General features: G+C 51.7%; 18 protein-coding genes. 1 reads left to right on the top strand and 17 read right to left on the bottom strand.

What is annotated here, in order from left to right; translation table 11 throughout:
* Window positions 1–29: 29 nt before the first annotated feature.
* Window positions 30–812 carry a GTP cyclohydrolase II gene (locus tag B9T62_RS11255; RefSeq protein ID WP_087915344.1) on the bottom strand — a complete coding sequence of 261 codons (783 nt, stop codon included), beginning with the start codon at window positions 810–812 and terminating at the stop codon, window positions 30–32.
* A gap of 162 nt (window positions 813–974) precedes the next feature.
* Here B9T62_RS11255 and B9T62_RS11250 point away from each other — a divergent pair, with 162 nt between their 5' ends.
* Window positions 975–1,301, top strand: a complete 327-nt coding sequence (locus B9T62_RS11250; RefSeq protein ID WP_087915343.1) for a winged helix-turn-helix transcriptional regulator — start codon at window positions 975–977, stop codon at window positions 1,299–1,301.
* A 95-nt stretch (window positions 1,302–1,396) separates the two neighbouring features.
* Here B9T62_RS11250 and B9T62_RS11245 read toward each other — a convergent pair whose 3' ends face one another.
* The 16 genes from B9T62_RS11245 to B9T62_RS11160 all read right to left on the bottom strand — a co-directional run bounded on the left by B9T62_RS11245 (window position 1,397) and on the right by B9T62_RS11160 (window position 19,546).
* Window positions 1,397–2,278, bottom strand: coding sequence for an ABC transporter permease (locus B9T62_RS11245; protein ID WP_087915342.1), 882 nt, complete (start codon window positions 2,276–2,278; stop codon window positions 1,397–1,399).
* Window positions 2,275–3,249: an ABC transporter ATP-binding protein gene (locus B9T62_RS11240; protein WP_087915341.1), complete on the bottom strand. Its 975-nt coding sequence runs from the start codon at window positions 3,247–3,249 to the stop codon at window positions 2,275–2,277. The genes B9T62_RS11245 and B9T62_RS11240 overlap by 4 nt, the downstream gene beginning before the upstream one ends.
* Window positions 3,246–4,388, bottom strand: a complete 1,143-nt coding sequence (locus B9T62_RS11235; RefSeq protein ID WP_087915340.1) for a hypothetical protein — start codon at window positions 4,386–4,388, stop codon at window positions 3,246–3,248. The genes B9T62_RS11240 and B9T62_RS11235 overlap by 4 nt, the downstream gene beginning before the upstream one ends.
* Window positions 4,389–4,457: 69 nt before the next feature.
* Window positions 4,458–4,976, bottom strand: coding sequence for a sigma-70 family RNA polymerase sigma factor (locus B9T62_RS11230; RefSeq protein WP_087915339.1), 519 nt, complete (start codon window positions 4,974–4,976; stop codon window positions 4,458–4,460).
* A 230-nt stretch (window positions 4,977–5,206) separates the two neighbouring features.
* A complete protein-coding gene (locus B9T62_RS11225; RefSeq protein WP_157685570.1) occupies window positions 5,207–5,392 on the bottom strand; it encodes a CAT RNA binding domain-containing protein in 186 nt (61 codons plus the stop codon).
* Between the two features lie 196 nt (window positions 5,393–5,588).
* The gene (locus B9T62_RS11220; protein WP_087915337.1) at window positions 5,589–8,354 is read right to left on the bottom strand and encodes a CHASE3 domain-containing protein; all 2,766 of its coding nucleotides are present in this window, start codon (window positions 8,352–8,354) and stop codon (window positions 5,589–5,591) included.
* A gap of 34 nt (window positions 8,355–8,388) precedes the next feature.
* Window positions 8,389–8,769 carry a DivIVA domain-containing protein gene (locus tag B9T62_RS11215; protein WP_087920227.1) on the bottom strand — a complete coding sequence of 127 codons (381 nt, stop codon included), beginning with the start codon at window positions 8,767–8,769 and terminating at the stop codon, window positions 8,389–8,391.
* A gap of 163 nt (window positions 8,770–8,932) precedes the next feature.
* Entirely contained in the window at window positions 8,933–9,292 is a 360-nt protein-coding gene (locus B9T62_RS11210) for a replication termination protein (protein ID WP_087915336.1), read from the bottom strand.
* A 379-nt stretch (window positions 9,293–9,671) separates the two neighbouring features.
* Window positions 9,672–10,217 (bottom strand): general stress protein, encoded by a 546-nt coding sequence (locus tag B9T62_RS11205; RefSeq protein ID WP_087915335.1) that lies wholly within the window; start codon window positions 10,215–10,217, stop codon window positions 9,672–9,674.
* A 168-nt stretch (window positions 10,218–10,385) separates the two neighbouring features.
* The gene (gene hrpB / locus B9T62_RS11200; protein ID WP_087915334.1) at window positions 10,386–12,872 is read right to left on the bottom strand and encodes an ATP-dependent helicase HrpB; all 2,487 of its coding nucleotides are present in this window, start codon (window positions 12,870–12,872) and stop codon (window positions 10,386–10,388) included.
* A gap of 677 nt (window positions 12,873–13,549) precedes the next feature.
* The gene (locus tag B9T62_RS11190) at window positions 13,550–13,948 is read right to left on the bottom strand and encodes a GIY-YIG nuclease family protein (RefSeq protein WP_087915333.1); all 399 of its coding nucleotides are present in this window, start codon (window positions 13,946–13,948) and stop codon (window positions 13,550–13,552) included.
* 29 nt (window positions 13,949–13,977) lie between these two features.
* Window positions 13,978–14,763 carry a DUF2087 domain-containing protein gene (locus B9T62_RS11185; RefSeq protein WP_087915332.1) on the bottom strand — a complete coding sequence of 262 codons (786 nt, stop codon included), beginning with the start codon at window positions 14,761–14,763 and terminating at the stop codon, window positions 13,978–13,980.
* Between the two features lie 431 nt (window positions 14,764–15,194).
* A complete protein-coding gene (locus B9T62_RS11175; protein ID WP_087915331.1) occupies window positions 15,195–16,004 on the bottom strand; it encodes an SDR family oxidoreductase in 810 nt (269 codons plus the stop codon).
* Between the two features lie 176 nt (window positions 16,005–16,180).
* On the bottom strand, window positions 16,181–17,044 hold the full coding sequence (locus B9T62_RS11170) for a transglutaminase family protein (protein ID WP_087915330.1): 864 nt from the start codon (window positions 17,042–17,044) through the stop codon (window positions 16,181–16,183).
* Entirely contained in the window at window positions 17,041–17,994 is a 954-nt protein-coding gene (locus tag B9T62_RS11165; RefSeq protein ID WP_087915329.1) for an alpha-E domain-containing protein, read from the bottom strand. The genes B9T62_RS11170 and B9T62_RS11165 overlap by 4 nt, the downstream gene beginning before the upstream one ends.
* Window positions 17,995–18,082: 88 nt before the next feature.
* Window positions 18,083–19,546 (bottom strand): circularly permuted type 2 ATP-grasp protein, encoded by a 1,464-nt coding sequence (locus B9T62_RS11160; RefSeq protein ID WP_087915328.1) that lies wholly within the window; start codon window positions 19,544–19,546, stop codon window positions 18,083–18,085.
* Window positions 19,547–20,055: the final 509 nt, after the last annotated feature.

Raw genomic sequence — 20,055 nt, 5'->3', positions numbered from 1 at the left:
TAAAATCACTACCTAAATTCGTAAAACTCTCAGACAATCCGTGTCTGATCCAGCAGTCCCGTGTCCTTGATGGCCTCCAAATGCCCGGAACGGGCGACTTTCGTGCGTAAGTATTTCTCATTAAACGAAGACACGTCACCCCATAGCGGCACTCTTTTGACCGTATTCATGCCTGATGATCTCAGAGCTTCCATCTTCTTCGGATTATTCGTAATCAGCGTAACCGGCTTCTGGCGCAAATGCTGCAGCACACCAATGGCATCTTCATAGCTGCGGACATCATCGGCGAAGCCCAGCTCCAGATTGGCTTCCACAGTATCATATCCTTCTTCCTGTAGAATATAAGCCATCGCCTTGCTGAACAGTCCAATGCCTCGGCCTTCATGATTAGCCAGATAGAATAAGGCGCCTGAACCGTTATCCACGATCATCTTCATCGATTGATGCAGCTGGAAGCCGCAGTCACAGCGTTTGCTGCCGAAGATATCGCCCGTATGGCAGATACTGTGCATCCGAATCAGTGCTTCCTCTGAGCTGTCAAAGTCTCCGTACACCAGGACACTCGACTGCTGCCCTTCAGCAAGATTCATCGAGGACAACCGCGAGATCAGCGTTTCTGTAGCTTGTCCGCGTTCATTTAACAGCAGCTCTTCATCAGTGGTCTTCAGCCAGCTGTACCATTTGAAGACCACCGTTTCTCCATCCAGATTCACAGGGAGAGTTATCGGTCCGACAAGTATATTGGTGGAGTCATTTTGGGTAATGGTTTTAATTTTATTTTGTAGGATTGCCAGAATATTAGGTTTAATCATTACGTGCACCATCCTTAGTTCAGCTGTGGATTCATTTATCAAGTAACTATTTGTAAGTTAGTTTAACATTGTAATATAAGTTCGTCAAGTTATAAAACATACTTAAATAATTATGATTACTTTATGTAAGTTTATGATATAATGAATGTAGAGGTGATATCGATGGAAGGTTTTGAAATGTGTCCCCGGTTTGAGAAAGCCGTCGATCTGCTAAGCAAACGCTGGGTTGCCCTGATCGTATTTGTGCTGATGCCGCAGCCGCGCCGTTTCGGCGAAATCGAGAGCTGCCTGTCCAATCTCAGTGGCAAGGTGCTGTCAGACCGTCTGAAGGAGATGGAAAGTGAAGGTATTATTCAACGGACCGTTTATCCTGAAATGCCGGTACGGATTGAATACTCGCTTACGGCCAAAGGAATCGCGCTTGCCCCCATCCTTGGGGAGATTGGTAATTGGTCAACCGATTGGATCGAGCTTGCCGAACAGCGCTGAACACTCCCATACCCCGCACGAATAGCCCCAATTCTTCCGGCAGCGGAAGGCATTGGGGCTATTCGTGTCACAGTCTCCTGTTGTCTGGGAGAAACTTACAGATCTTTACGCTGGAACCGCAGAACACCGATTAGAAATGCGACAATTGTATAGCACACGGTATATATGATGAAACTATTGCTGGGAACCGTCTTAAAGTCGAAAAACATATTCATGCTGAAGTTTAAATTGGCTACCCCACCCAGCTCTTTAATGCTTAAGAGTTCTGAGAGCATACGCCGCTGAAGACCATCTACAGGCATCAGCAGGGACATGAATCCGGTCATATTGTTCAAGGTACGCAGGCCTTCCTCCTCTAGCGGGAGTGAACTGCTTACTTTATCCACCATACCGCCCAGCCAGCTTGCTCCATACAGCATGGTCATGAACACCCCGTTCCCCAATCCCGAGAATAGCGTAGAGCCCAGCATGGACACGGTAATTAATAGCGGAACCACGGAAGAGAAGAGCAGGAAGCTCTGCAGCAAAACTACTGGGTCTCTGGGTATTGCAGCGTGGAACTGTGTAACGATTAGAATGGCCGCGAATAAGAATAAAGCATACCCCATACCCAAGGTTACATAACCTAGCCAGCGTCCGGCATACCACTTCCAGCGCGGAATCGGTCGTGGCAGCATCGCCTGCATCACCCCCTGCTCTGCCTCACCGGCTATCGCCGAGAACGAGCTGAATATTGCAAGAAAAGCAATCACAAATGCACCAAAAAAGTACCCCAATGTCAGCATAAAGGCGCCGTTCGTAAATCGATAGATCAGTGCTTCTCCACCTGATAAATTGCTGCTAGGTCCCCCGCTTGCTCCAATAGTTGACGTCACAAACCAAAAAACGACCAGAAACACTAAAGTCATCAGCAGAGTCAACATCATCACCCGTTTACGCAGCAGCTCTTTCCAGGTCATTCCCCATACAGTCCTCATTCTGCTTCACCCCTGTGGTTCAGTCCGGATACTTCGTTCATGAACCATTCCTCCAAATGTTCTTTCTGTCGCGACACCTCATAGAGGATCATTCCCTGTTCCATAAGCAGACGGGTAATCCAGCCCACCTGCTCTTCGTGTTCCAGCTCGGCCTCCAGCCAAACTATGCTTTCATCCTGCACATGCTGCCCTGAGATGTCGTTCGGCTGTGCCAGCTTCAGGAACAAGCCCGTAAATTCATTAAGCCAGGACAGCAGAACAGGCGAATAGCCACCGACTTTAAAAAGCCAGCTCTTTCGCTTGTTCAGAATCTCATTTACCTTGCCATGACGAAGGATTTCACCATTGTTCAGCAAGGCCATCCGGTCACACAGCGATTCCACATCGCCCAGCAGATGTGAATTCAGAAAGATCGTGATCCCTCGCCCCTTCAGCTTCTCAAGCAAACTGCGCACTTCCTTGCGGCCGATCGGGTCCATCGCCGAGGAGGGTTCGTCCAGAAACAGGATGGCCGGATCATTCACCAGCGCACAAGCCAGACCCAGACGCTGCTGCATTCCTTTGGAATAATGCTTGACCCGGTCTTTACCGCGTTGGCCGATTCCAACCTCTTGAAGCAGTTCAGGTATTCGCTTATCAGCTACAGAACGTTCTATCCGGCATAGCCGGGCGTGCAGTCGGACCACTTCCTCACCAGTCAGCCATTCCTGATATCGGTACAGCTCTGGCAGATAACCCATTTGACCCTTGGCTTCAAGGGTTCCGATCTTGTGCCCAAACAATGTTGCGCTGCCAGCGGTGGGGTGAATCAGACCCACAAGCATTTTGACAAAGGTACTTTTGCCGGCACCATTGGGGCCGAGGAAGCCGAAGGCTTCCCCTTTCCCTACAGTAATGGTTACATTCCGGCAGCCGCGCCCGTTGTCATATTCCTTGGTTAAGGAGACGGCTTCGATGGCCGGAGTGCTCATGAAGTAATCAACTCCTGCAGCTGTGCCATAAACTTCTCTTTATCCGGGTAAACCGTTCCGCCTTCGAGGCTAAAGATTTGGCCATCTTTGGACCAGGTAGCGGAATAGATCATACCTTCTGAGTAATCTCTTGCTTGCAGAATAACCGGCGTTCCATTCACGGAGATCCGTTCAGAATCCGCGTCTGTAACCAGAGGCATCGGAATTTCACCCGACAAGATGCGGCTCTGCTGCAGACTGGTCTTCATATAATCGGGCAGAAGCGGAAATTCAACCACTGCGGCCAGCGCTTCTTCCACTTCAATCGAAGGGTCTACATGAACCGTAGGGGTATTCATCTGCGAGAGGCTCGCCCAATGATCTTGGTCAGTGGAGAGCTCATAACTCACTGTCTCCGGAATATGCAAGGTGATAGGCTTGTCATCCACAGACTGCGGCAGCAGCTCGGTTGCACCCAGGCGTTTCATCATATCATTCACTTCGTCAATTTTGAATCTCATTGTAAGCTCACGTGAAAAATTAATATAAGCAGACACGTCCTCCCGAAGCTCAATTCCTGACGGCGGACTGTAGCCAAGCTTCTCCTTCACTTGACTCGGCAGCACCTTGCCGCCAATAAGACCGTAAGAGTCGCTAAACGAGCCGAATTTGTTCATCATTTCATTGACATTGCCGGGCTTGCCACCATTCACCTGATCAAAAATATTGCGCAGATCACTTTCGTCCACGACCGTAACCTCCTGCATACGGAACTGGTTCAGGATCGCAGCCATTGCGGTATTGCCTACTGGCGTAGCCAGAATGGCCGCGAAGACGGCAACACCGGCTGCTGCCGTTGCCCATTTGCTGCGCCGGCTCATCTTGCGGCGTCTTCGGGCGCCGGTTGCGGTGATGGATATCGTAGCAGCGGTTGGTTGAACAGATGCTTGAGCGGGTTCTGCAGTAATTATTATCGCTGCATTGTCTTGGCTAATCTGGCCTTCAGCCGCCGAGCTACGTTGTGTGTTCTGACCCCAAGCAGCCCATTTTATATTCTCGGGCTCCTCTGCCAGAGCAGCCTGCAGCTTGAACCAGGCCAGATCGGTTTGTTCTTTTTCTTTATCTTTATCTTTATCTGAGTTCAACGATGGTTTGTTCATGATTAGATATATCCTCCTTTGGAAACCTAAACTTAAGTATTGCCGTGTGCTATCTGTCCGACTTGCAGCTTATTCCATCCGGGGCAAGGTCTGCACCGCATGATGGCGCAGCTTCTGGGTCGCCCGGTGCAGCAGGGTACCCACCATCGGCGGCTTCACGCCAAGCTCTCCCGCAATCTCCGCATAGCTGTAGCCGGAGTACCGGAGCAGCAGTGCGTTCCGGTCCCGTTCAGGCAGCTCGTTCAGCCATAGGCGGACATCCTCCTGATCCAGCTTGCTTAAGAGGGCATCTTCCCCGCTTGGCGGGGAGTTTTGGGTATCGTAGAACAATTCTTGCTTCGTTTGCAGCTTGCGTTCTCTTCCCTTTTTCTCCAAATAATCATATCCGATCCGGGTCAGCACTCTGTGCAGCCAGCCCCCCAGCGCACCCGGCTCATCCGGCGGATTACGGTACAACCTCAGGAATACCTCCTGCGCGAGATCATCGGCTGCCGTTTCATCACGGACCAGTGCGGTGAGCTTGCGTTTCACTATAGGATAATGTTCATAAAATACGGAACGAAAGTGGTCTTCTTCTGGAAATTCCATTGTGTAAATCCTCCTTATCAGCTGCAGCTATAAGTAAGACGGACGCTGCCCGTTTTTTGTATCATAGTAATGTAAGAATACGCAAAAAAGCAGCCCTTTAAAAGGGCTGCCTATCTTAAAATATAAGAATTTATATGTTTCACGCCATAAATTATCCTTCTATTTCTCGCTGAAACGTCGCCGACCTTTTAAAAGGACGGCGAAGCCGTTTCCACTTGTTAAGATTTGGGTTAGATTAACTTATTGATCTTCTCAATCCGCGGGTCGTCCACTTCAATGATGCCAGTGCCCTTCACCGCGAAACCGATGCCTTTGCCGATAATCACATATTCCTTGCCATTCCGGTCTCCTTGAACCATAACAACGTTGCTTCCAATAACCCGTTGTACCTGATATTGCCCGCTTCCCCGTGACAAGAACTCTCCCCCTCTCTCTGTGGCATCGACCTGCAGGCAACAAAAAAAGCCAAGAACCATCTCTCTAGGAGACAGTTCTTGGCTCATGCCCATAACGGTAACACGCCACTGAACTATAAATGATCATTTATGAACTTATCATAAAGGATAAGAGTTATATCGTCAATGGTGTTTTTTGAAATGTCAAGCGGACACGCTAAAAGTCCGTTAAGGAAGGGTTAACCGCCAGCCAGAGGTACATCCGGGATACCACATCTTTAATATCGACCGGCTTGCTCATGAAATCATTGGCACCTGCATTCAGGCATTTCTCCCGTTCTTCCTTCATGGTCTTGGCAGAAATTGCAATGATCGGCAGCTTCGGAAGTCCAAGCTCATCACGGATGATGGACAAGGTATCATACCCATCCAGATTGGGCATCATGATGTCCAGCAAAACAATGTCCACGTCCGGCTGCTCTCTGATGATCTGCAAGCATTCGTAGCCGCTATGCGCGCTTAGAATATTCATCTCATAAGGGGCAAGTCCCCGCTGAAGCGCATAAATGTTACGTTCATCATCATCAACGATCAGCACCGTTTTGCCTTGCAGCTGTTGAAACTCCATATCTGTCTGCCTGCTGCCGCCAACTGCTGGTTGGGCAGGAATACTCTCTTCTTGCACCGGCTCTGCCAAGAGAGCCTCCGTCTCCGCCGCTTCCGGCTCTTCTTCCGGCTCTTGCTCCCGGCAAGGAAGATACAAAGTGAAGGTACTGCCGGAGCCTGCGATGCTGTCGAGTTCAACATGGCCTCCAAGCAATTGGGCCAGCTGGAGCGATATAGATAGACCTAACCCGGTACCGCCGTACTTGCGAGTTGTAGAGCCGTCGGCTTGACGGAAGGCTTCAAAGATCAGCTCCTGGTTCTTCACAGAGACTCCAACACCGCTGTCCTTAACCGCAAAGGCAAGAACAGGTTCAGCTGAAGTATAAGCATTGAGCTGAACCGCTTCCAATCTCGTCAAAGTTAGCTGGACACTGCCTTGTTCTGTGAACTTGAAGGCATTGGATAACAGATTGCGCAGGATCTGATGCAAGCGCATCTCATCTGTATAGAACAGTTCCGGCACCTCTGCACTTATTTCAATCGTAAAGGTAAGGTTCTCCTGCTCTGCGGTCTTGTCGAAATAACCACGCAGCAGAGCAGGCAATTCAGTAAGATTGACGGCGTCGACCTCCACCAGTATCTTCCCGGCTTCCACCTTCGACAGATCAAGAATATCATTGATCAGATTAAGCAGGTCTGTTCCTGAAGAATAAATCACGGAAGTATAGGTCTGCTCCTCGTCGGTCAGGGTTCCATTTCGATTCTCGTTTAGCAGTTGTGACAGGATCAGCATGCTGTTCAGCGGAGTACGCAGCTCATGGGACATATTGGCCAGAAACTCCGATTTGTACCTTGAGCTCAGTTGCAGCTGCTCATTGTATTTCTCCAGCTCTTCCGCTGCATTCTCTGCTACCGCCTTCTGATTCTTCAGTTCCTTGTTCAGAATAAGAAGTTCCTGGGAATAGCTTTGCAGCTCTTCGGCCTGAACCTGCAATTCTTCAGACTGCACCTGCAATTCCTCAGACTGAATCTCCAGTTCTTTATTCTTCTCCTGTGACTTGCTGTACAGCTTCTGAATCTCCACCCGGGTCATCACCGAATTCATCGTTACCCCTGTCATGTTCAGCAGCTCGGACAGCAATTCCAAACGATAAGCGGGCCAGGCATTTAAGGAGGCCAGCTCAAGAACGGCCAGCGTCCTGTTCTCGAATACCACAGGGGCAATGATCGCATAACGTGGGGCAACACGTGCCAGCCCGGTATTGATACTGATATAATCCTGTGGCAGCTCGGTTAGAACACGTACCCGCTGATCCCTTGCACATTCCCCAATCAGGCCTTCACCGGGTGCAAACTGATTCACACCCATTGCGACTTCCTCATTTCTGGTGCCTGCATATGAATAACAGCGTTCATATTTCTTCAGGTCGTTCAGTACATAGATCACGCCATACTGCATCTCGAAGGTTTCCGCTATTTTGTTCATAAAGGTTCGGCAGAGCTGCGGAAGATTGGTGACCTCCTGCAATAGCGAGGACATATGGCTCAACCGCTCGCTGCCCCATTGCTCCTGTTGAACCGTATCCAGCAAACTGTTGGTCGCACTTCCCAGATCGTAAATCTCATCATGGGTACGGACCACGATTCGCTCAGACCGACTCCCTCCGCTGGCAATCTCATGGATCGCTTGAATAACACTGCGCAGCGGATTTACTATACTGCCTGAAATCACATAGGTAATAATCGTCGCCAGCAGTGCAACCAGACTCCAGAGCACGTACATTGTAATCAGGAGCTTGTCGTTACCTGACTTCAGCTCTGTGATCCGCTCTGAAGTCAGCTTGCGTTCATTGTCACGGAAATAATCGGACTGATTGCGGATCAGATCTATCACGGCCTTGCCTGCATCATCTTTGAAATACGCATTGACGGCTTCATCATCGCCGGCCCGTTTCAGCTCAATGACATTTTGACCGGCAATTGTCACCCATTTCTCAATGTTTGTTTTGATATTGGATAAATTCTCAATCTGGGCCGGATTATCAGAGATCAGCTTACGCAGCTTGGCATAATTAATCCGCCATTCCACCAGTCCGTTATTGTAAGGGTCCAGATACTCCGTATCCCCTGTTAAGGCATATCCCCGCTGTCCGGTTTCCATATCCAGCACATTTTTCTCAATCAGATATGTAAGCTCATGAACCTGCATATCATGGTCACTCAAGAAGACGGTCTCCTGCTCCAGATCCTTAATTCTGCTCGATACAATGACCAGGAACAGGCCAAGCATGACCAGAATCATAAGGTATCCCAGAGCGATCTTGCCGCGAATCTTCAGGCTCCTGGATTCATTGTCGAACAACAGACTAACCTCCATCGTACATCCTTATAAATTCTTTTTTAAGATTTAATTAAAGATATCCTTCGCTCTGGGGCAGCTTATCCTTCAATTGGCGCACCGTACTTTCCAGATTCACTATAATCTCTTCCAGCTCAAGCGGATTCACACCTCTTACCACCGCTGCAGGCGGCGAAATCTTAGGCTCATTCTTCAGGTCACGCAGCTCGATCTGCTGCTCCTGCCATTTGTCCATCAGATCGGCGATCGTTGCATAGAAACGTTCATAATCTTTAATTACGCTGTCCAGAAAAGTGTCTACTTCTTCCGCATCGTAGCCGCGAAGCTTCGTATTAAATTCTTTCTCGTGTATCGATAGTGCGTCAAGCGTAATACCGAGCTGGCTGAACAGCTTTCTCTGCTTGTCCAACCGGCGTTTCATATGTTCGTCCATCATCTGTACAACCTCCAAGTGTATACTGCAATATTCCGGCAGTAATTATTATAACAGGCCTGACCGCCTCTGAAAATATTACAATGGTTCCAGTTTCTAACCAGAAGAGGATTGATTGCCGAGAACGATAAAGTGGAAGATTTATAATTGCAGTCCGCCGCAGTTAGTAATTATCTGCAACTGCTTTATTAAGAATTCCCAGACAGCGGTCCAAATCGGTTTTGACCTGCTTTTTGTACAGCTTGGCTTTCTCTTCCCCATCCGGTGTGAAATGATAAAGTACAATTTCCTGGAAATCCACCTTGGGATCATTCCCTTTAAGCTGCTTGGTGCGGTATAGTATCCCCTGCTGAACCAGCTCATGCAGTGCCCGGTAGATTTCACTCTGGGGAGGAGAATAGCCGTAAGGCTTGAAATCCCGCCGCATTTCCTCCAGCATCTCATATCCGTATCCTCTGTTCTGCTCAACCATCGTAATCAGATTGACTTTAATAAACGCCCGCTGGGCGATCATAAATGCCATCCGGGTCACCTCCTTCGCGTAATAACTCCAGTATAATCACTATTTCGCTTGATTCACAGTCTGAAATGTAATTAGCTTTCACTTTTTCCTTCAGTGAGGGTGAAGAATGGAAGATTGGCTGGTTATTTGCGAGGTTTCTAGAGAGGACGGATTTTTGTGTTTTCTATTGTGAATTTTTCATATGTTGTTATTTTATAATTAGTTCTTTAGATGTTCATAGTTTGTGTTGATGCTGTTGGGAGCAGTAATTAATGCTCTCGCCCAATAAAGCTGGTTTCTTTTTAGAATTACTCTCAACAAAAAAAGCATTACTCCAGTTGTTATCCGAAGTAATGCTTTTGCGATTATGCTTATTCGCATCTCTGCAGCTAAGTTTTTTTTACAATTTATTTCCGTTATAGAGGTCCGCATCTGCATTGGCATATCTCGTGTCATATCTGGATGCGTTGATCGAACGGTTGCTGCGGAACACATCGTGAATTTCCTTGTCCCGGCCGTTGTCATCAACCAACACTAGAATCTTGCCGCTGTCCACATACCCTTCGTATTCCTTGGCTTCATCCTCCGGAATACCCAGGCCAATCAAGCCGCCTACCAAACCGCCTGCACCTGCGCCTACTGCCGCACCTGTAAGTGTAGCTGCGATAGGTCCGGCCGCCAGGATAGGTCCGATCCCCGGTATTGCGAGCGCTCCGATGCCTGCCAGCAGTCCAGCAACCCCGCCAATTACCCCGCCTGTTGCCGCTCCGGTAGCCACTCCCTCGGGTGCCATCGTGCCAGTATCTTCAGAAATGCTGTTCAATTCATTACGGTCGCGTGTCACTACAGAGATCTCATCATTGTGAAAACCCTGGCTCTGCAATCCTTCAATTGCTCTGGTTGCTTCTTGCTCCGTATCGAAAATACCTACTATTTTTTTAGTCACTTGAAGCCCTCCTAGTAATTGTTTTCTTGCCTACGCTACATTATTACCCCATATCCGGAAGACCAAACACCTGCCGGAATGAAGTCACGAATAGAGCAGTTAGAGACAATTACCGGAAGGCCGGAACGTTCCAAAAGGAAGCTGTGACCTTCTATTTCTTCTTTAGGTTTATTTGCGCGGACGCACACGGCTGGTCGGGTCTGCCTGCAGCGGATCATCCGGCCAATAATGTTTGGGGTAACGGCCTTTGAGATCTTTTTTGACCTCAAAATAGGTGGATCGCCAGAAGCTCCCCAGATCAGCGGTCACCTGAACCGGACGTCTGGCCGGAGACAGCAGATGCAGCACAATCGGCACCTTGCCGCCTCCAATCCTAGGCGTATCCAGCTGGCCGAACATTTCCTGGAGCCTTACTGCAAGCGCGGGCGCCAGTGGATTGCTGTAATCCACAGCGACACGGGTGCCGCTGGGCACTGTGATATGGGTAGGTGCTTCCTGGTCCAGCGCTTGACGCTGCTTCCAATCCAGCAGTCCTTCAAGCGCACGGGGCAAGGGTACCCGGCTCAGATCACGCAGACTGCGCATACCATGGATATACGGCTTCAGCCACGCCTCCAAGGACGCGCCCAGCGCTTCATCCGACACATCCGGCCAATCGGCCTGCCACGCGTGCATGAAGCTCATCCGCTGGCGCAGCTGCTGCGATTGCTTGTCCCAGGGCAGCAGTTCCAGCCCTTGGCTGGCCAGCACAGACAGCAGCAGCGTCTCGGTCTCCTCCGGTGTGGGCTGCTCATGAGTCGTTTCCTTCAGGACAAGCACACCCAGCAGGGTCCGCCGCCGTTTCTTGACGCTCCCGCTACCGGCATCCCAGTAGACCTCAGGCTGTTCGGCCAGACGATCGGCGTGGTGCTTCAGCAGCTCTTCCTCGGCCAGTTCCGCAGCCAGCAGAATTCTGCCCTGCGTCGCCCGGTCGTCCACGGCGGCGGCCACGATATAGGCCGAACGCGCCAGCGGCTGGCCTGGCTGCAGCGCCGCCCCCCGCCCGCCGGACAGCAGAAACGCGCCTTCGCCGCGTTTCTGTCCGATCCGGTCGGGGTAGGCGAACGACAGCAGCAGCCCGCATCCGCTGCTGCCTGTCGGCCCCTCCGGCGCTGCCTTCAGCTGCGCCAGGTAATTGCGGCTCTCGCGCACCACCGCGCGCAGAGCCGCAGCTTCCGCTCCGCCCGCGTCGGCGGAGCGCTCAAACCGCAGCAGCGCCTCCACGCGGAGCGTGATGTCGCTGTCTGCGGCCGCGGGACCCTTGAAGAGGTCCCGCTCCTGGAGCAGCGCCGCCAGCCGGCAGGCGAGCGGCGCTGCTCCCAGCGCTGCCGCGCGCAGCAGCATGTGCGCGATGCGCGGGTGCGCGCCGAGCGCGGCCATGCTGCGGCCGTGCGGCGTGATCGCGCCGCCGGCGTCCAGCGCGCCGAGCTGGCGCAGCAGCGCGGTCGCCTGCGCGTAAGGCGCGGCGGGCGGCGCGTCCAGCCATGGCAGCGCGGACGGCTCCGGCACGCCCCAGAGCGCCAGCTCCAGCGCGAGCTGGGCCAGGTCGGCCTCCAGGATCTCCGGCGCTGTGTTCTCCGGCAGCCGGCCGTGCTCCTCACGGCTCCACAGCCGGTAGCACACGCCCGGAGCCGTTCGGCCGGCACGGCCCTGCCGCTGGTCCGCCGAGGCCCGTGACACCGGGACGGTGGTCAGGCTCGGCATGCCGGTGCGCGGCGAGAAGACCTGGGTCCGCCGCAGACCGGTGTCAATGACGGTCCGGACGCCTTCGATCGTCAGGCTGGTCTCGGCAATCGAGGTGGCAAGCACCACCTTCCGTCTGCCAGGTACCGCTGCTGCCACTGCGGCGTCCTGCTCAGCCTGCGGCAGCTGGCCGTAGAGCGGGGTTATCACCACCCCGGAAGCCAAGCTGCTGTGCCTCAGCTCACTTTCGGTGCGGCGGATCTCCCGTTCCCCCGGCAAAAAAACCAAAATATCCCCCGGCTGTTCTACCAGCGCCCGCTGAACTGCCCCCGCAGCCGCCTTCTCCACAGGCAGTGCGGCCGCCGGGGCATAGATCGTCTCCACCGGATATATCCGGCCAGGGCAATTCACAACCGGCACGCCTCCAAGCAGAGCCGATACCCGTTCACCGTCAAGCGTAGCCGACATAACCAGAATCCGAAGTTCCTCGCGCAGCACCGACTGCGCCTCCAGTGCCAGCGCCAGACCCAGGTCGGCATGCAGGCTGCGTTCATGGAACTCATCAAAAATCAGCAGTCCCACTCCCTCCAAAGAAGGGTCCTGCTGCAGCATCCGGGTGAGCACACCCTCTGTGACTACTTCAATCCGTGTATGTCTGCTAACCTTCGTATCCATCCGCATGCGGTAGCCAACCGTTTGCCCTACCGGTTCTCCGTACAGCCTCGCCATATAAGAAGCAGCAGAGCGGGCAGCCAGCCTGCGCGGTTCCAGCATCAGGATTTTCTGCCCGCTCAGCCATGGCTCATCCAGAAGAGCCGGCGGAACTCCAGTCGTTTTGCCTGCACCCGGCTCAGCAATCAGCACCGCTGCTGTAGAGGCCGCAAGTATATCCTTAAGTTCAGGTATAACCTTATTAATAGGAAGAGTATTCATTCTATCGCTCCATCATCAGTTAGTATCCTCTGTAATCATGGGCGATAGCTCGGGAAAGATCAAGTCTGCGCACCGCTCAGTCCTCTGCCTAAATCCAAGCCTGCATACCGAATGGGCGCCATTGCCAACGTTCAGAACATGTCGCTGCGAAACCCAACTACATGTAGCTTAATCTTCTACCATCAGGCAGAAATCTGCGATTGTAGTTACTTCTTAAGCTTCGTTAGGATAGGAACATCTAATTAGTTGCGTTAATGCATCTAATTTGCCGATTTCTTTCTTTTTGGAGGAAATAAGTGCAAAAAGGCATCTAATTTGTCATTCTACGCGTTTCAGGGATGATTTACTGGATATTAGTTGCAGAATCGCACTTATTCGCCCGCTGATGGGTGATCTAACTGAAATTAGTTGCACTTTTGCACCTATTTACTCCCAACGTTCCAGCACAACCTTCTAAGCTCGACAAAACCCCGCCAAGGCTCACTCTTCCCCGGCGAGCCGACGGTGAATCTCTGCGCTGTACTCCGTATACACCATGCTGCTGTCCAATCCCCGCTGGCGCAGCAGCTCCTGCAGGCGCAGCCGTTTGAGCGAAAGCCTGGACTGCAGCTCTAGCTGTTCCCTTGCCGGTTATCCTGCCTAACCTGAGTCTCTCATTGTCCTGCCTATCTAATGTCCTACTTCAAGCTCTCACTGTCCTGCTTCAACTGATGATACCCGTTCTCTCCATAAGGTGCCAGCTGATCCATCCACTTCTGCTCCAGCTCAGGCAGACGCTTGCGGTATTTAGCCAGCTCGGCGACATCCGTCACGTATTCTTCCTCCGGCTTAAGCTGCTCCAGGATCTCGAAGCGAAAAGCTTCTTCACCATACTGCTTCCAATCGGCAGCCAGCTCCTTGTTGGTATGCTTATCAATATCAAGCATAAACTTATGCTTGTTCCATACCCCTTCCAGATTCAGGCTGCTTCCTACCATCGATTTGCCGCTGTCCGTGTGAACAATACGGTACACCCCCATAGCCCGGTGGGTGTGCGTATATTGATTGGCGATTTCTTTACGTCTTGCTTTATCCATGTTTTTGTGTCCGCTCCTGACTGATTAATTTATAATTTCACCCAATAAAAACTTCCATTCTCTTCTCTTTCCAGCAACCCGTAGTCGATTAAATAACGCCGTAGCGTTACGTAATCTGCATGGGCAGCGGCCAGGATCTCGTTGATCTCCTGCTCCTTGTATTCGCGTCCGGTTTCGAACCGCTTGATCAGCTGCCGCAGGATGGCGGCCTTGCGTTTCTGTTTCTTGGGAAATTCAGCCAGCGGGCCCTCCGGTCCCTGCTTGAAATACGCTTTGAGAATTTCCTCATTCTCTTCCTCGGTTATCGCAAACCGGTCATCCAGCATCTTCGCCGAACGGGGAATGCTTACAAAAGGGGATGCGCCCCCTGGATGCTCCTCCGCCAGCTCCATAACTGCCAGAAACAGCTTGGCCTGTTTGGCCTTCTCGCGCAAGGTGAACCGGTGATTCCTCACCGTTGAGGTCGTGCCGATTCCCAGCTCCTTGGCAGCGTCCGCATCGCTCAGACTTTGGCGGAAGGCCTGCAGCAGCCCTTTTTGCAGCTCGGTCAGTCCGGTCAGCTTCTTGTCCAGGGCCAGCAGCCAGTCAAACATCGAGCCGTGCTCCTGCTCCACATGGATAGCCGCATATTTGCGGGCATCATAATAGGTGCTGCCCAGCTTGTAAATGACCCCCTGCTCGAAATCCTCCCCACAGATCAGACACACCTGGTATTCCCTGCGCCCACGCTGCTCAACTTTGTATCCATTCTTCAGTTCCTCGATCGTTGCATTCCAGAATTTCTCCGATATGCCCAGAGCTTCATTGCCCGCCATCTCAATCCTCACCCAATCTTTCGCTATTTATATAAACATATTACCATTACGTTTGCTTATAATCAATACAATATAATTATTTGTTTGGTTATTTATCAATTATTCCTTTGTGCTAAAAGCGAAATTTCGCGGTTGTCCAGTATCCGCTTATTCTCTCCTACGTTCACACTGTGAATCATTGCACGTAGCAGAAGACAAGCTCCGGATTTAGCCTGGCGAGTACCTCGCCCATGTGCAGGGTAAGGTCATAGGTGAGCCGCCTATATTCTTCCTCCTTGACGCCCACCGAAGAGATGCCCAGGCAAAAGAAACAGGCATTGTAGCCACTGAGCTGCGCTTCACTTCAACCTCGCAGCAAAAACCACCGCTCCTTCGATCTCTAAGATCATCAGAAGCGGTGGTCTTGTTCCAACGGCTCTATTCTGCTCAGCTTAAGACAGAAGCGATTCCGCTCCGTCAATCGTAATCTGTGCTCCGGTAATATGAATCGACTCATCGGAAGCGAGGAAGGATACCAGCTCGGCCACATTGTCCGGCTTACCCGGACCGTCTGCCAGCGGCTGCGCACCCTCCGGGAATTCAATCGGGATTACAATCGAATCCACATCCTCGTTAAACTCCGTCGTTTCATCAATGTTGGTGGAAATGGCGCCCGGACAAATTACATTAACCCGGATTTTGAATTTGGCCAGCTCCAGTGCAGCCATCTTGGCAAAAGCCACCTGTCCGGCCTTGGTTGTGCTGTAAGGCGACCAGCCGAAGCTGGCGAACCGGCTGTTGCCGTTGATCGAGCTGGTGATAATAATGCTGCCTTTGCCTTTGTCCTTCATATGTGGAATCGTATACTTCAAGGTCAGGAACGTTCCGGTCAGATTGACCGACATCGTGCGTTCCCAATCCGCCAGCGTCAGCTCCTCGATCGGGCCTACAGCACCATTGATTCCGGCATTAGCGAACACAATATCCACACCGCCAAACACCTCAACTGTCCTGCGGACCGCCTCTTCCATCCGCTCGGCATCCGATGTATCCACATCTATGGCCAGCGCACAATCCTTACGCAGCTTATTCAGCTTCTGCGCCAGAACGCTGGTACGTTCATTTACAAGGTCGAACAGAGCTACATTGGCACCTTCGCGGGCCATTTGAATGGCTGTCGCGCGGCCAATTCCTGAGCCTGCACCTGTGATAATGGCTGTTTTTCCAACAAAACGCTGCTTCTTGGCTGTGTTTAGGCTCATTATGTAATCTCTCCTTCCACATCGTCCATTCTAATGGCTCTGTTTCAAGATTACCCAAAAGGGCCTGTTTTATAATCAGTTTGTGCCAAAATTGCACAACTTCAGTGCAACTTGCACATACCAAGCAGCGTTACTGCCTGAGCAAAGTGCTGCTGCCCAGGCAGAAGTTGATCCAGTTAACCCAGCTGGCGCACATCGACATTTACGGTCAGTGTGCCCGCAGCGCCGCGGTAGACCCCTTTTACCGGAACAATATCCTTATAATCCCGGCCATGGCCCAGCTTGATATAACGCCAGCTTACCTCCACATTGTTCGTGGGATCGAAGCCCAGCCAGCCGGTGCCCGGAATATGCGTCTCCACCCAGGCATGCGAGGCCTGCTCGAAATTGGCATTGCCGCCCTGCAAATCACCGACAAAGTGGTAGCCGCTGACGTATCTGGAAGGCAGACCGACACTGCGGCAGACGGCGATCATCAGATGGGCATAATCCTGGCAGACCCCGCGTTTAAGCTTCAGTGCTTTTTTGACGGTAGTGTTGACGCTGGTAGCTTCCGGGTCATAGGTAAACTGCTCGTAGATGGTCGAGGACAGCTTCTTGATCCATTCATACATATCCTCGGCTTCGTCAAAAGGATGCTGTGACGCAAACTCCACCAGCTCCGGTGTGACCTCCGTGTAACGGGTAGGCAGGATAAATTCCACATACCGGTTCTGGAAGGCCTCATCATTCAGCAGCTTCACCTGCTCTGCCAGCGGGATACAGGGTAGATCTGCCCCTTGCGCCTTGTCGACTGTGACCACGGTAGCTTTGGTGCGGATCACCATTTCGGTGTGTGGCTTATTGACCGAATACGCATGGACCCGGTTGCCGAAGAAATCCTCATAGGTCAGCAGATTAGCGGGCGGTGACACCTCAACCTCATGATGGTAGCAGGATTGCCGATAATTGGTGCGCGGCGTCAGGCGGATCTCATTGACACTGTCCGTAACGGGTGACGGGTAGCTGTAGGTGGTCGTATGGTTGATTTCGATCTTCATGCCGAAACTCCTTCGCGGCGAAAAAAGGCACCGTCCATCGTCTGGCCCAGCTTCTGGCAGGATTGCATCAGCGATTTCAGCACATCTTCCACCAGTTCGCCGGACATTTCCTCTTTCTCCATGAAATCCAGCTCTGCCTTGATTCGGCCGGCTTGGCGGATAACCTTCTCATGCCCCGAGCCTTTCTCCGACGATTCCAACTCCAGCTTCGCCAGATGCTCCTCCAGCTTGTGGAACGAGAAGCGGATAGAACGCGGGAAGTAGGCATTGGCAATCAGGAACTCCAGAATGCACTCCGCAGACATATCATCTGCATAATAACGGCGAAACGCCTGGTAGCCGCTTACGGATTTCAGCACGGCCTGCAGCTGGATGTAGATACCGCCTGCATCCTTGGAACGGCAGGAGGCCGTTACTTCCTGCAGAATCCGCGTCGTATTCTCCGCCCGCTCCAGGAAACGTCCGCTCTCGATGAAGCGCCATTCATTGCCTCGCAGCATCACAGACTGCTCGGCTCCCAGGAACATCGCCGCACGCTCTTTAATCTGCTGGTAGAACTGGTGGGGACTACTCATTATATCGGCCACAGAGCATTCGCCCAGCCACAGGTTGAAGCTGTTCAGAATATCCCACAGCTCGCTCGGCAGCTGCTGGCGCAGGGTACGCAGATTGTTTCTGGCATGGTGCACACAGGAGAATAGAGAATTGGAGTTGCCCAGGTCGAGCGTGATGAAGGAGAGCACGTCTTCTTCAGAGAAGGTTTCGAATTGCTGCTTATATTCCTTGTGCACACCCAGCGCATCAATCAAGCGGGACCATTTATGGCCCTCCTGCTGGAAATCCTCTTCATGCTGGATATGATAATGGACATTGATCAGCCTGGCGTGATTCTCTGCCCGTTCAATATACCGTCCGATCCAAAACAAAGCCTCCGCATTGCGATTCAGCATCTTCAGTCACTCCTTCATCCTACAGATTGATGCCGCAATTGTACCGCTCATATTCGAACTGCTGTCAGGCGAAATACCTGCCGTCAGGCTAGGCCATAACCCAAGTATCCTTAACGCCGCCCCCTTGAGAGGAATTCACGACCAGCGAGCCTTCTCTCATGGCCACACGGGTCAATCCGCCAGGGATCACATGGGGTTTGCGGTCCGCACCCATCAGCACAAAGGCGCGTAAGTCGATATGGCGCGGAGTCATGGCACCGCCGGACAACACCGGCGCCCGTGACAGTGACATAATCGGCTGGGCGATGTAACGCTCAGGTTCAGCCAGAATCTTCAGCCTGAAGCTGTCTTGTTCCTCCTTGGAAGCTTCGCTGCCTATCAGCATGCCGTAGCCTCCCGAGAGGGACGTCTCCTTGACCACCATTTCCTGCAGATGGTCCAGCACATGCTGGCGTTCCTCCGGTCTGGATAGCAGATAGGTGGGGACATTGCCGAGAATCGGTTCTTCGTTCAGGTAATAACGGATCATATCCGGCACATAAACATACATCGCCTTGTCATCTGCTACACCCGTGCCCGGTGCATTGGCGATCGCAATATTGCCCGCCCTGTAGGCATTCATCAGACCAGCAACCCCAAGCAGAGAGTTGGGCTGAAACGCAAGCGGGTCAATGAAATCATCGTCCAGCCGCCGGTACAGCACATCCACACGCCGCAGCCCGTTCATTTCTTTCAGATAGATCTTATGGTCCTTCGCCACCAGATCACGGCCTTCCACCAGATGAATCCCCATCTGCTGGGCCAGGAACGCATGCTCATAATAAGCCGAGTTGTATTCACCCGGAGTCAGTAGCGCGATTACCGGATCGGATATCCTTGAAGGCGACAGGCTGCGCAGCACGGATAGGAAGCGGTTCAGGCTATGGTCCACGTCACGGATCGAGCTGGCAAAAGACAATTCCGGGAACAGCTGGTTCATCAGCGTTCTGCCTTTAAATAGGTAGGAAAATCCTGAAGGTGTGCGCAGATTGTCCTCCAGCACATAATATTCGCCGTCATGATGGCGGATCAGATCGATCCCCGAGGTGGTCACATAGGCCCCGCCGGGAACCCGCAAGCCGGCCATTTCCGGGCGGAAATAACAATTGGAGACAATCATCCGCCGCGGGACAATTCCATCCTTCACAATATATTGCTCATGATAGATATCATGGATGAACAGGTTCAGTGCCGTAATGCGCTGCACAATGCCTGCCTCCAGCCGCTCCCACTCTCCTTTGGGAATGATGCGGGGAATCATGTCGAAGGGAATGGTACGCTCCATCGGCTGATCCTGCGCCGGATTATACAGCGTAAATGTAATGCCTTCTTCCATCATCCTGCGCTGCATCAGATTCTGCTTGCTCTGCAGCTCTTCGGAGCTCATTCCTGTGAACATGCGGTTCACATGTTTGTAATGAGACCGGATACTCCGTTCATCGGCATACATCTCATCATAGAAATGCTGCAACGGATACGGAGACAGCCCGGGCTGAGGATCTAGTTTGGACATGAGCCCGACTCCCTTCGGCTAAATGTAATCTTTGTTAACAAATTATACATTAATTTAAGAATTCTATCGTGAAAATATGAATTAATAATTTCATAATACGTAAATGCTATTGTTGATGTCAATATATATAACAGCAAAATGGAGTTTGTGAAACATTGATGAATTTGCAATCGCTTCCTTTCTCTACACAAGTGAATTTCCGGTGCGCATTCTGGCATGTCCATATGATAGTATGCGGGTGCTTGAATTGTCATTACTTATGTGAATTTTTCATATGTTGATAGTTGATTTATAGTGTCATCTATGAACTATAACTCTACTGCCTGTTCTCGCCCCCCTGCATAAATATCCTCCGGCCCAAGATGAACAAAAAACCTTCCCTTGTCATACAAGGAAAGGATAACGGATAAATCTTTACTTTTTATCTACTCTAAAGGATTCACTTCAGGTAACCCCTCAATAAATTCACAATGTCCGCCTCATCATCGGTGATTAGCATGCGACTCGAC

Source organism: Paenibacillus donghaensis (assembly GCF_002192415.1).
Taxonomy (GTDB): Bacteria; Bacillota; Bacilli; order Paenibacillales; family Paenibacillaceae; genus Paenibacillus_AQ; species Paenibacillus_AQ donghaensis.
The sequence above is the reverse complement of the archived record's forward strand: the minus strand, read 5'-3'. Positions and strand labels throughout refer to the sequence as shown.